Annotated in this window: 14 protein-coding genes; 4 read left to right on the top strand and 10 right to left on the bottom strand. The window is 47.5% G+C overall.

Going from position 1 to position 12,766, the window contains the following annotated elements:
• Window positions 1–5 precede the first annotated feature (5 nt).
• The 3 genes from OCV37_RS14600 to OCV37_RS14610 all read right to left on the bottom strand — a co-directional run bounded on the left by OCV37_RS14600 (window position 6) and on the right by OCV37_RS14610 (window position 1,970).
• A complete protein-coding gene (locus OCV37_RS14600; RefSeq protein ID WP_038185479.1) occupies window positions 6–218 on the bottom strand; it encodes an MbtH family protein in 213 nt (70 codons plus the stop codon).
• A 51-nt stretch (window positions 219–269) separates the two neighbouring features.
• Window positions 270–956, bottom strand: coding sequence for a 4'-phosphopantetheinyl transferase family protein (locus OCV37_RS14605; RefSeq protein WP_038185477.1), 687 nt, complete (start codon window positions 954–956; stop codon window positions 270–272).
• Window positions 957–1,517: 561 nt separating this feature from the next.
• Window positions 1,518–1,970, bottom strand: coding sequence for an EVE domain-containing protein (locus tag OCV37_RS14610; protein WP_038185476.1), 453 nt, complete (start codon window positions 1,968–1,970; stop codon window positions 1,518–1,520).
• A gap of 61 nt (window positions 1,971–2,031) precedes the next feature.
• Here OCV37_RS14610 and OCV37_RS14615 point away from each other — a divergent pair, with 61 nt between their 5' ends.
• Entirely contained in the window at window positions 2,032–3,045 is a 1,014-nt protein-coding gene (locus OCV37_RS14615) for a hypothetical protein (protein ID WP_051680867.1), read from the top strand.
• Window positions 3,042–3,698: a tRNA-uridine aminocarboxypropyltransferase gene (locus tag OCV37_RS14620; RefSeq protein WP_051680866.1), complete on the top strand. Its 657-nt coding sequence runs from the start codon at window positions 3,042–3,044 to the stop codon at window positions 3,696–3,698. The genes OCV37_RS14615 and OCV37_RS14620 overlap by 4 nt, the downstream gene beginning before the upstream one ends.
• 18 nt (window positions 3,699–3,716) lie before the next feature.
• Here OCV37_RS14620 and yigB read toward each other — a convergent pair whose 3' ends face one another.
• From yigB to lptM, 6 genes are read right to left on the bottom strand one after another with little or no spacing between them, the layout of a single operon-like run.
• Window positions 3,717–4,433, bottom strand: a complete 717-nt coding sequence (gene yigB, locus OCV37_RS14625) for a 5-amino-6-(5-phospho-D-ribitylamino)uracil phosphatase YigB (RefSeq protein WP_038185474.1) — start codon at window positions 4,431–4,433, stop codon at window positions 3,717–3,719.
• 3 nt (window positions 4,434–4,436) lie between these two features.
• Window positions 4,437–5,366, bottom strand: a complete 930-nt coding sequence (xerC, locus tag OCV37_RS14630) for a tyrosine recombinase XerC (protein ID WP_038185471.1) — start codon at window positions 5,364–5,366, stop codon at window positions 4,437–4,439.
• 41 nt (window positions 5,367–5,407) lie between these two features.
• Window positions 5,408–6,088 carry a DUF484 family protein gene (locus OCV37_RS14635; protein WP_051680865.1) on the bottom strand — a complete coding sequence of 227 codons (681 nt, stop codon included), beginning with the start codon at window positions 6,086–6,088 and terminating at the stop codon, window positions 5,408–5,410.
• A 42-nt stretch (window positions 6,089–6,130) separates the two neighbouring features.
• Entirely contained in the window at window positions 6,131–6,961 is an 831-nt protein-coding gene (gene dapF, locus OCV37_RS14640; protein ID WP_038185468.1) for a diaminopimelate epimerase, read from the bottom strand.
• Between the two features lie 8 nt (window positions 6,962–6,969).
• Window positions 6,970–8,223, bottom strand: a complete 1,254-nt coding sequence (gene lysA / locus OCV37_RS14645; protein ID WP_038185465.1) for a diaminopimelate decarboxylase — start codon at window positions 8,221–8,223, stop codon at window positions 6,970–6,972.
• A gap of 30 nt (window positions 8,224–8,253) precedes the next feature.
• Window positions 8,254–8,373, bottom strand: coding sequence for an LPS translocon maturation chaperone LptM (lptM, locus tag OCV37_RS14650; protein ID WP_082671483.1), 120 nt, complete (start codon window positions 8,371–8,373; stop codon window positions 8,254–8,256).
• Window positions 8,374–8,449: 76 nt separating this feature from the next.
• Between lptM and cyaY the strand changes: the two genes are divergently transcribed.
• Window positions 8,450–8,764 carry an iron donor protein CyaY gene (gene cyaY, locus OCV37_RS14655; RefSeq protein ID WP_038185464.1) on the top strand — a complete coding sequence of 105 codons (315 nt, stop codon included), beginning with the start codon at window positions 8,450–8,452 and terminating at the stop codon, window positions 8,762–8,764.
• A 118-nt stretch (window positions 8,765–8,882) separates the two neighbouring features.
• Here the strand turns inward: cyaY and OCV37_RS14660 are convergent, their stop codons facing one another.
• A complete protein-coding gene (locus OCV37_RS14660) occupies window positions 8,883–11,420 on the bottom strand; it encodes a class I adenylate cyclase (protein WP_038185462.1) in 2,538 nt (845 codons plus the stop codon).
• Window positions 11,421–11,826: 406 nt separating this feature from the next.
• Here OCV37_RS14660 and hemC point away from each other — a divergent pair, with 406 nt between their 5' ends.
• Window positions 11,827–12,765 carry a hydroxymethylbilane synthase gene (hemC, locus tag OCV37_RS14665; RefSeq protein ID WP_038185459.1) on the top strand — a complete coding sequence of 313 codons (939 nt, stop codon included), beginning with the start codon at window positions 11,827–11,829 and terminating at the stop codon, window positions 12,763–12,765.
• The last annotated feature ends 1 nt before the right edge of the window (window position 12,766 follow it).

Consider the following 12,766-nt stretch of genomic DNA (forward strand, 5'->3'; position numbering starts at 1 on the left):
ATTCCTCATGAATTCAGTCCAGAGAGATGAACATGCTGCCAGTTTTGTTCGATATAACTGAGACAGGCAGATTTATCTTCCGGACCGAAAATCGCTTGCCAGCCTTGGGGGACCGGATTGGATTCTGGCCACAGGCTATGCTGACCACGGTCATTGGTCAGCACGAGAAATTGATGATTCACATCATCAAACGGATTGGTATATTTTTTATCATTCATTATTTTTAAGCCACCCTGCCAACTAAGGGAAAGATTCATACTTTGTTTACATCAGGCATCCCGTTCAATCTGTATTAATGTCACGAGAGCCTCTTCGAACAACAGATAGTCGCCATGACAAACCTGAATGCCGATCTCTTGCTGAAGTGTTTGGGAAAGTTCAAACGTGAAATGTGAATGTTGCGGGTCAAAAGAAACTAATTGTGCATCATGGAAGTCAAGATAACGCTTCACTAAAGGATAAAGCGCCTTAAAAAGACTCTCTTTGGCGGAAAACATTAGAGAGATAAACTGCGCTTTAGACCAGTCGGTCTCCTGAAGCTTCATCTCCCCGGACGTGACAATCATTTTCCCGACCGACTCGCATAGCGTGTCATCCATGATATTTTCGATATCAATCCCGATCGATAATCGCTCCGCGTTGGTAGACACGGTACAGATCGCTGTATCATCCGTATGCGAGATGGAGCCGATAAATCCATCAGGCCATACCGGAGAACGATGTTCTCCAATCCCAACCCAAGGTTCAGATGCACCTCGGTGCAGCAAGGCATATTTTGCGGCTATCCTGCCGGCAACAAATTCTGCTTTTCTTTTACTGACCGCGCCGAGCAGGGAGTCAGGCAAGGTGATACCTTCTTGCACAGCGCCTGCCGGATACTCATCACGCGCATAGCGATTGATAAAAATAGTCTGTCCACCCAGGCATAACTGCTTCTGCCAGATCAGAAATGTCATCACTCATCGTCCCTAAGCTCGTTCATTATATATGCAAATCAATTGAAAATAGGCCTCATGCAATGGCGTAAGCCGTCCCCATCCGAGCACTTAACCTGATATGCCGAAACAAACATTCATGATTATTTTTCTGAATTTCTTGCTCATACTTGCTGAATCGTTGCACTGCAACAGCAGCCATTAGCATACAACCAATACACGTATAAACTCCAATAAAAATCCGTGGAACTCACAGCGGAGATCGCATTATTTCCTATATATCCGACTCATATAGTGTTAGTTCTCACGATAACAGACCGTTCGTTCATCCATCAGTTCCTCAATCCCATTCAGAACACCTCAATGTCATCATAAATTCACTGATACTGACGGTGAGGCACCTTCACGATTGACACGGTGCAGCACAAGACAACATGACCTGTCTCAGGTCAGGAGCCGTCTCTTAACAACAGGACCTGATTTAATCAGGCGATAAAATGTGGATAGAGAGAGTTGATGAATAGTGAGGATCGATGATGTGCACCTGACAGGCGGAAACAACCACCTGTCAGGTGCAAAATTTCAACGCTGGGAAAGAATTGCCTGCCACTCAGCTTCAGTCACAGGCATAATCGACAGTCGATTACCCCGCTGCACCAGAGGCATGTTGGCCAGCTCGGGCATCGTTTTCATGAGAGAAAGAGGAATAATTCGCGCCATTTTGCTGACAAAAGCAACATCGACCATCACCCAACGCGGATTTTCAGCGGTTGATTTAGGATCATAAACATCACTGTCAGGGTCGAATGCAAAGTGATCCGGATAGGCTTCACGAACCACCTCTGCAATCCCGGCAACCCCGACCTGTTTGCAGGATGAATGGTAGATCAAAACCTGATCCCCCAGACGGATTTGATCACGCATCATATTGCGTGCCTGATAATTCCTGACACCTTCCCAACAAGCGCGCTGCTGCACGCGTAAAGTATCAATTGAAAACGTATCCGGCTCTGTTTTAAATAACCAATATGCCATAATGTTATGCTGTTGCTATACGAAACGATGTCTCATTCGGTTAAGGTAAGGAAGATATACCATGAAGCCCTTGAAAATTCTAATGTTCAGCTCATTGATGTTACTCTTACAAGCCTGTACATCATCAATGGTGTCCTCTCCTGCCGATCATGTTTCTCTGGGGCAGTCAGCGGAGATTCAGATCCCGCCGGTCATGTTCCGGGGCCAGATTGTGATAGGTCCCCAAACCAGCTCATTTACCCCCTGTAACAGCAACCAGCAATTTTTACTGACGTTATCGCCACAACAATTTCAAACCCTCAGCCAACAGGTTGCCTCACCTTATCAGGCGATCTATGGCGAAATCATTGGTTTCCTTACCGCACCAAGTCAGACCGGTTACAACGCGGATTTCAGAGCACGATTGATTGCACATCAGCTTAACTATATCTCACAGGATGCGGTCAGAGGTTGTAGCCAACCGGTACAAAACACGGAAGCCGAGGGCCAGAAACCAAACTGGCGGGTTCGTATGACATCACCGGAGAATTTGGCGGTGATGTTCGGAAAATCATCGCCTCAGTCGTGGCCTGTCGCCAATATCAACCACACCGGAGATCAGCGTGTGTATACGGCACCACAGGGGAAATTGACGCTGTCGCCATCACTTTGCCAACTAAATCATCAAGCCTTATACGGCTGGATGGCAACATTCAATACGCAAAAAGGCCGCTATCGAGGCTGTGCCCGACTGAGTAATCAGGATTCATCCACAGCATGGGGCGCGACTTATTATGCAAGCTCAACCCGCCAAGACAACTTTTCCGTGACGTTAACACTCAAAGCGGATCACACCGCTCAAACACTTTATCGCTACCAGAATGATCCGGTGCCCATTGTGGAAACAGGCTTTTGGCAGGCACTCAATGGCGATCAGATTCAGGTCGTCATGACCCAACATCAACAACAATACTTGCTCTCGCAACGGATTTTCACCCGTCAGGGCGATCAGCTTCATGCCCCGAAAGAACAAGTCGGTCAACAGATTTACGATATCAGTGAAGGTGGACTCACCCTGTTCCGGAGCCAGCCATGAAGGCGAATCAACCGCCAGCGCAATCACTGCAACGATGTCCTGACTGTGGGTTAATCTATCAATGTATTTGTCAGGCGATTCCTCGTTGCGAAAGTGAAATCAAGCTGTCCTTATTGGTTCATGAGCGAGAACTCAACCGGGAGACCAATACCGGACGCTGGCTGGTCCATGCCCTGTCGCAATGTCACTCATACCTCTGGCAACGCAAACAACCGGATCTACAATTCCGCCACCAGCTGGACGATCCGCAATTTTTTCCGGTGCTGCTCTTTCCGGCACCGCACGCCCTGACCATCGACGAGATGAACGCGCAAATCAAGACGCAATCTCAGATACATCCCGTCCGGTCGCGCTGCCCCACGCCTCATTTCATTGTGCTGGACGGAACCTGGCAAGAAGCCCGAAAAATGGAAAGGAAGAGTGACTGGCTGGCAGCGCTGCCCCGCGTGCAGATCACACCCAGTACCACCTCATCTTATCGGTTGAGACGCAATCAACAACCGGACTCACTCTGTACACTCGAAGTCGTTGCAGCTTTACTGAATCAACGGGGGGAAAGCAAAGATGCGCAGGCGTTGACGGATTTTCTCCATCAGTTTATGGACGCCCTGCAAGCAGACAAAACCACTCTTCCGCGAGCTGAATGCGAATGATCCGTGCTTCACAGTCCGCTATACAAACGCTAACAAGCTGGATAACTGTTCAATTTCAACATCCGGCAGTAATGCCGTCGCCGGCTCTGTACGGATATTTTTCTGCCGGTCATTGAACCAACAGGCGGCGAAGCCATTGATTTTGGCACCATAGACATCGGTCTTGAGATGATCACCGACATGGAGAATGTGACCAGCAGGCAAATCAAGCATGCGTTGCGCTTTGATAAACAAGTCGGGATAGGGTTTGGAAAATCCGTCAGGTCCGGCTTGCAGTGTTTGCTGAAAATAGTGTCCCAACCCAATTTTATGCGGATCAACATTGCCATTCGTGACTGAAATTAACGGTATTTGCCGACTCAATAAAGTCAGCACCCGATGAGTTTCGGCCGGCACGTCGATCTGATGACGCCAGTAGAACATTTCATTGATTGCATCTTCGGCCGCTTTGCGAGCCTCATCGGCTGCGTACCCCAACCGTATCAGCCCCTGCATCACTTGCTGATAACGCCATTGCGTTACATCATGCATCAACTCAGGGGATTGCTGTGCAATATTGGTTTTCAACTGCTGCCACCACTCAACCGGATGCAACGCACTGACCGGATGATTCAAATGCATCCAATCCATCATCTTACGTTCCAGTTGCCGAATCACCGGGACGTTATCATAAAGTGTATCGTCCAAATCAAAGGTCATCGCCTGAATCGAAGGGAGAGAACGGTAATAAAACATGCGCTATGGTTTCCGTTTTTTCTTAGCGCGGGGATGAGCCTGATCATACGCTTGCGCTAAATGCTGAAAATCGAGATGAGTATAGATCTGTGTGGTTGAAATATTTTCATGCCCCAATAACTCTTGTACCGCACGCAAATTGTGGCTTGATTCAAGAATATGGGTCGCAAAAGAGTGGCGTAATTTATGGGGACTGATATGACTGGCAACCGACTGTTTCATTCCCCACTCTGACATCCGTTTCTGGACATTACGATGTGAGATTCGGTTGCCACGACTGGAAACAAACAAAGCCGGTTCATCCTGATGTGCAAGCTGGCTGCGAACCGCCATCCACTGCTTCACCCAGATCACGGCCTGACCGCTAAACGGCACTTTGCGCTCTTTGTTACCTTTCCCGATCACACGAATTTCACCCAGTCCCAGATGAATATCTTTGACATTGACGCTAACCATTTCCGCCAAACGCAGACCTGCACCGTACATCAGCTCCATCATCGCCCGATCGCGAATCGCCAGCGGATCCTCTTCGTGAACGTCAAGGAGTTGTGCAACTTCATCAACATCTAAATTTTTCGGTAAGGGGCGCTTCTTCTTCGGTGCCGAAACACCTTTGGCCGGATTGGCTGTTAATTCACCTCTTAACACCAGAAAATCCAGAAAACTACGCAATGCAGATAAGCGCGTTGCTAAACTGCTGGCCTTGATGCCGTCACGCATCCCCTTTGCTGCCAGTTGTCTGACCCATGCCGAATCCAATTGCTGCCAGTCGGTCACCCCATGCTCAGCCAGATAGGCTGTCATCTGAGTCAGTTGCTGCTGATAATTCTGACGCGTATATAGACTCAACCCCTTCTCACTTCTCAGGTACTCATAGAAGCGTTGAAGGGGTTGCTGTAATTCATCCGGTAATCTCAGACTTTGATCATTCATGCGACGAACTTATTCATCTCTCTTACTAACCGGTATCATGCTTATTTCCATGGCAGAACATGTAATAAATGGGTCAAGACTTCAGCCAGATAACGCAAGAACAACGTATCCATACTTGGCTGGAAATGACCGCCATCTTCACTGGAAAAAGCCAGCATCCCATGTGTATCTTTACTTTTGATCGGTAACACCACGTAAGAACCAAATTCTGGCGCCCCCGAGAATTCCCCAAACAGACCATCCCGATCCGCTTTACGCATTCGACCTAAATAAGCACAATTTCCGTTGAAATTGTTGGTTGAAAAACGCTGCCAATAAGCTTGATCCAAGGTGTATTGCGCGGGCGCACCAGACAGACGGATATGTGCTTTCAGCGATAGTTGTACCGCCTTCTGTTCAATCGCCTCAATCACCTGACTCAGGTGATCGCACCGAAACATCTGTTCCTGCAAATCCATAAATGCATGCAGCGTCCGATCATTACTCGCAGCCAGAGACATCAAGGCGGTAATTTCTTCCTCAAGCTCTTCAATCCGGTGCCGCTGTCGGTTCAACTGGATGTGGACCAAAGACACCGCGCCAAGTTGCTGGTGCGGTAATGCAAGGCGGTCAACCAACGCCGGACGATTCATAAAGAAATCAGGATGATTTTGTAAATAATCAGCCACCACTTCGGCGGTTAACACATCATTTTCATTAATTTCAGTTTCAGTGTTTGACACAACAACCCTTTCTACAACGTTCTTCAATGATTTCAGTCGCTTTCAGCACGCAATCTGACCATCATAAATATGTGTGGCTGGCCCGGTCATGTAAAGTGGTTGTCCCGGTCCTTTCCAGCTGATTTTCAGATCGCCACCCGGCAGGTGAACAGTCACGTTTTCTGCCAGTTGCTCCTGAATAATCCCGACAGCAACCGCGGCACAAGCACCACTACCACAAGCCTGCGTCTCACCCGCACCACGTTCATAAACCCTTAACCGGATTTCATTGGGATTGACCACCTGCATAAAGCCAGCATTCACGCGTTCCGGAAAACGTTCATGGGATTCGAGTAATGGCCCAAGATGCTCGACATTGGCAACATCGACATCCTCCACCGTGGTCACCACATGAGGATTGCCCATACTGACCGCGCCACAAAACAGGGTTTGTTCAGCAATGCGTAAAATATAGGTCTTTTCTGACTGCTTCGCCTTAAAGGGGATTTTTGCGGGTTCAAATTCTGGCAACCCCATATTCACGGTAATCTGATTGTCATCTTCGACATTCAGAATCATCTTCCCTTTCTTGGTGCTGACATGAATACTGTACTTATTCGTCAACCCTTTGAGTCGAACAAAACGCGCAAAACAACGCGCACCATTGCCGCACTGTTCAACTTCACTGCCATCTGCGTTGAAGATCCGATAGTGAAAATCTGTTTCCGGATCATAAGGCGCTTCGACCAATAACAGTTGATCAAACCCAACCCCCGTGTGCCGATCCGCCAAGCGACGAATCAGCTCCGGTGAAAAGAAAATATTCTGGGTAATACAGTCAACGACCATGAAATCATTACCCAAACCGTGCATTTTAGAAAAATGAAAATGCATAGGCTTTGTTACTCCGGTAAAACACTTTCCAACGCCCACAAGCTACTGAGCGGTTCCCGCTGGCGAACCAGATGAACCTGTTCGCCATCAACCATGACTTCGGCAGCCCGTGAACGCGTATTATAGTTGGATGACATCACAAACCCGTAAGCACCCGCCGAACGAACAGCCAGCAGATCACCTTCTTCCAGCACCAATTCACGCTCTTTACCGAGAAAATCACCGGTTTCACAGACGGGCCCGACGATATCATAAATCAGCGCCTTCCCTTCACGCGGGCTCACGGGAACAATTTTCTGCCACGCCTGATACAAAGCAGGACGCATCAGGTCATTCATCGCCGCATCAATAATCGCAAAATTCTTATGTTCGGTATGCTTCAAAAACTCAACTTTGGTCAGTAACACACCCGCGTTCGCGGCAATCGCCCGTCCCGGTTCAAAAATCAGCTCCAGATGTTGGTGATTCTCCAGTCGTGAGAGTAAGGCTTTGGCATATTCTGCCGGTTGTGGCGGTGTTTCTTGGTTATAGATAACCCCTAACCCACCACCGACATCTAAATGACGAATGTTGATCCCTTCTGCTGCCAGTTCATCAATCAGCGCCAAGAGGCGATCGGTGGCATCAATGAAAGGATCAATTTGTGTTAACTGCGAACCAATATGGCAATCAATACCACACACATCCAAGTGTTCTAATTGATGAGCAAAACGATAGACGTCACGCGCCTGATCAAACGCGATACCGAATTTATTGTCACGGAGCCCGGTCGAGATATACGGATGCGTTTTAGCATCAACATCCGGATTAATCCGCAAAGATACCGGTGCTTTGACGCCGAGCGACTGAGCCACACGATTCAGACGATGCAACTCAGATTCGGATTCAACATTGAAACATTTAATCTTTAATTCGAGCGCCCGCTGCATTTCTGCTTCGGTTTTACCCACACCGGAAAAAACAATTTTCCCGGGGTTGCCGCCCGCAGCGAGCACACGCTCCAACTCACCGCCAGAGACAATATCGAACCCGGAGCCAAGCCGCGCCAAAACACTCAAAACCCCTAAATTGGAGTTCGCTTTCACGGCATAACAAACTAAATGTGGATGCGTGCCAACCGCCTGATCAAACGCATTCCAGTGACGTTCAAACGTCGCCTTTGAATAAACGTAAAGGGGAGTGCCATAGTCCTTTGCCAGTTCTGCGAGACGAACCTCTTCAGCCCATAGCTGTCCATCGTTCTGGTAATTAAAATAATCCAAAATATTTTCCTAATGATCAATGACTAAGGATTAAGGTTGTGATTGGTTTTGCGGTGTATCGTCCTGAGGCATATACAACGGTCCTGTCTGTCCACAACCTGCCAACGCTAACACGCACAGCACTAAAAGTGCAGTAAACTTTTTATTCATTTTGCATATATCGTGATTATTCATTCAATGCCCCCTATAATCGCACCAGATTCAGGAAAAGCAATAGGATGTGAGGATGAACGATACTGAATTCCACCAACTTGTTGATCAAATGCTAGAACAAGTTGAGCAAATGATTGATGACTCAGGCGCCGATATTGACTACGAGACAACCGGTAATGTCATGACACTGGATTTTGAGGATCGCAGTCAGATTGTAATCAATCGTCAGGAACCCATGCATGAAATCTGGTTGGCATCCAAATCCGGCGGATTTCATTTCCAGTACACCGATCAACAATGGATTTGCTCTAAAACCGGTCTGGAACTGCTGACGCTAATCCGTCAGGAATGTGAAAAACACGCTGGAGAATCCATTGATTGGGATTGATGCCAGCGCTATACGGTACATCAATTGATGCCGGAGCCCTGAGGATCGATATGTTTAAGCCCGGGGCTCAATTCAGGAAGACAAGACACTCAAATTAAAGAACACATAAAAGCGACGTTTAGGCGTTTACCGCCTTGGTCGGTATAGCCCCTGAAGACGAGTCACTCCGGTAAGGAATGATATAAGTACTGCTGCCATCATCAGCATGGATGACCTGATAATACTGCGGCAAATTGAAGTTGATCAGCTTTGAGGCCACTTTATTTTCATCCAGCATCGACGTATAGAAACCGTTCAGACTCGAAATGACCTCATCTTTACTACCGCTAAACTGATGATAGACCTCGACGCGATTCGATTCATCCAGAACATAGATATTAAAACCGGTTTCGCTATCTTCGAAGAAAAACTGAATCAATCCCTCGCTGGCAAAACCATCAATCGCTTCAGGCAGATGATAATCCTGTTCCCGATCAATCATCATCAATGGTGAGCCTTTGAGCTTATTGGTCGAGATACTGCGATAAAAATCGACTGAATTTTCCAACCGCTGAACAGAGACGCCCCGCCGTTCGAAAAATAACCCGTACATTTGGCGACCGACACGCAATGCCTTAAAACGACGTCGTTTTTCCAGCTCGATTTCAACCGGCTTCAAACGTAAGTCGATACATTCAGCCAACAGCTGATAAATGGCATTACGGATCAACCCCCGCAAATTTTTACTGTAGCAAAATACGTCTACTGATTCTGGCGGTAACGCATCCTGATGCATCTTGCACAATACCGTTTTAAGCGCATCAAGAATCGCCCCTTCCCCTTCGAAATGCAGCGTTCTGACTTCGTGCCATGAATTCCGGTAAACCAAATCAATACTACCGACGAGGCAACGCTGTTCCGGCCCAAAGCTTAAAACATCAACCGTTTTTAAATCAACGCGGAGTGATTTCCCTGAAACCACATACGTCGGGTCTTGTTCAAAATTAATAAACATGGCCAGCTGGCTAATTTCACAAGGGCTGGCGAGTGCATGCATGGTTGGACGACGCTTATGCAAGGAGAATGTATTACGCAAATCCCCCACCATCTGATAAAACTTATCAATGTCGAGCTGAGCATCTTGCACAACCGCATGGAGTCTGGTTGACTCGGTGATCAGGCCATTAAAGAATGCCCACGCGACCAACTTACTCAAATACTCGTGATGTTCCAGATAGTGCTGTCCCATCATCCGACGCGGCACTAACGGTTGCTTGTAGAGATACCAGCCAGCCGGATTACTGCGGTTCTGTTGTACTTCAATAAAAGTCAGGTCGGACTCATGCAAGTCAGGAGAAATCTGCGGATTAAGCAGCGTCACTTTGCCCGGAAGAATTTCAAAAGCGGCATACAGTTTACGGGAAAGAATCGAAATATCCTGAGGACTAATGGAAGAGGTAATGTCATTACGTCGAGCGAATTGGATCAAATTACGATAACTCTGCATCAAAGCATCCAGTAACCCGGTATGCATAAACGCAACTTGCTCGACTTTCCAGTTCCGCCGATTATCCAGTTCAGCGATAATACCTGACGACCACTGCCAGATTTGGGTCAGTTCTTCCAAGGCCATCCGGCGCCACGGAACGGAGCCAGCTCCCGGTTCACGAGATAATTTCTCATGCGTTTTCAGATAGAAGCAACGCCGGACCAGATCTAACCGAGGCTGATCATTAATCCGTTCTAAATAACGGGTCACTTTTTCCAGCATCAGATAATAAGCATCCATCCCATACAAATCTGGTTCATGGGTAAAGAAACGGCGCTTAGTATCGATACTTAAGAGTTGAGTATGAGGATATTCCCAAGAATAGGCTTCGAGTAGAATCGCTTTGAGCACCGATTTATAAGGTGAATCAATACTCTTATACAACTGCCACAAACTGGCACCGAAGTACTCTTCTGCCGGGATATGATTGAGACGGCCAAAATCAAACCATTCACTACAGTTAATGTAAGACTTACGACACAAATGACTGACATATTCGTCGTAACACTCTTCCATCTCTGGCGGCACGATTTGCCACAGAAGACGTTTGCCAGCCATTCGTACCGCAGAACGGTAGAATTCATCAAGTAATAACAAGTGTTGCGAAGAGCCACAATTTTCACCCGTCATTTCATCGGATTGTTTACACCGGAAACGTTGCTCGTCCATGATAAAAAAGTTGGCTTCAACACCTTGTGTCTTTGCCCAGTCCGTCAGCAACAGACACTTATTGGCCAATTTATCCCGACGACCAGCACTCATCAGCGAAGAAACGCACACCCAGATATCCAGATCACTGGAGGTACTTTGTCCGATCGAGGAGGTACTTCCCATGGTGTACAGCCCCTGAATTTCGGGCTCGCTTGAAATTGGGAGACTCTGCCCCAATGCTAGTTCTGTATCGTGAATAAACTGTTGTTGTGCTTCATCCGCTTCAAAGCCCCACACACCAAAAGGCACGTCTTGGTCGTAATAACCGGGAATTAAAGGATGATTGAATTGAAAGAATGCAGGAATTAAATGAAAAACACGGCGACTTTGTAGATCCATCAGCGCCAACGCACGTTCGGTACGCTGCCGGTTCAGATTATCTAATCTTTTGATTAAAGTCTCGGTGTATGTTTGCAAGGCGAATATCCTTGGTTGGCTCATAAATCAACGAACTGATTGCCCTTTGTGCAAAATCGCCGTCAAAACGTGATCAATTTAACACTTTATCTATCAATGGTAAAGATATCTCTCCCGGACCGCCGTGTCGGTTATCCAGAAAATTTAGGGATACTTTTTCGTTGATACATATCTCACTCATATTATCCAATCATCATAGCTTAAACTATAAACAAGAGCTACATCACATATTTTAAATTAGACTATGGTCGTATATCTCAAAATTTACAAGTTTTCCTATGCACTTTTTCATTAAGGTACTCCTCTGCGCCACGTCCCATTTTTCAACCGGTTAGGTGAACTTGGGGATCGAAAAGAACAGTGATAGGATGTGAGCTATCATTTTTCTCTGACCGACTCATAACTTATGACTGATTCATCTCCGATTCGTATTGCCACCCGTAAAAGTCCGCTAGCCCTTTGGCAGGCCCATTATGTAAAGGATGCGCTTCAGGCTGCTCATCCGGGTCTGGTCGTTGAACTGGTCACGATGGTGACGAAAGGAGACGTGATTCTGGATACCCCGCTGGCAAAAGTGGGTGGAAAAGGCCTCTTCGTCAAAGAACTTGAAATCGCAATGCTTGAAGGCCGGGCCGACCTTGCCGTTCATTCCATGAAAGACGTACCGGTTGATTTTCCACCGGGATTGGGGCTCGTGACGATCTGCGAACGGGGCGATCCGCGCGATGCGTTTGTCTCCAACCATTATGATGCCTTTGATGAACTGCCCGAAGGGGCGATTGTCGGAACTTGTAGTTTGAGACGTCAGTGTCAGTTAAAAGAAGCCCGTCCGGATATTGTCGTCAAAGAACTGCGCGGTAATGTGGGGACACGGCTCGGTAAGCTCGACGCCGGTGAATATGATGCAATTATTCTTGCTGCAGCCGGCCTCAAACGTCTCAATCTTGAAAACCGCATCCGAGCTTATCTGACACCGGAACAATCACTGCCAGCCGTTGGTCAGGGAGCCGTCGGGATTGAATGTCGACTCGATGACAGCCGGTTAATTGAACTATTAAAACCGCTGAGCCATCAGGAAACCACGGACCGAGTCCGTTGTGAACGCGCTATGAATACAACCCTGCAAGGCGGTTGTCAGGTGCCCATCGGTAGTTATGCGTTACTGGAAAATGATCAACTCTGGCTACGGGCACTGGTCGGTGAGCCGGATGGCAGTCAAGTCATTCGCGGCGAGATCCGAGGACATCGCAACGATGCAGAACAGTTGGGGAAAACGCTTGCCCAACAACTCTTGCAGCGTGGCGCTCAGGAGATCCTGACCAACCTCTATCATGAGCACGACTGAT

The sequence above is a fragment of the Vibrio rhizosphaerae genome, from assembly GCF_024347095.1.
Lineage (GTDB): Bacteria > Pseudomonadota > Gammaproteobacteria > Enterobacterales > Vibrionaceae > Vibrio > Vibrio rhizosphaerae.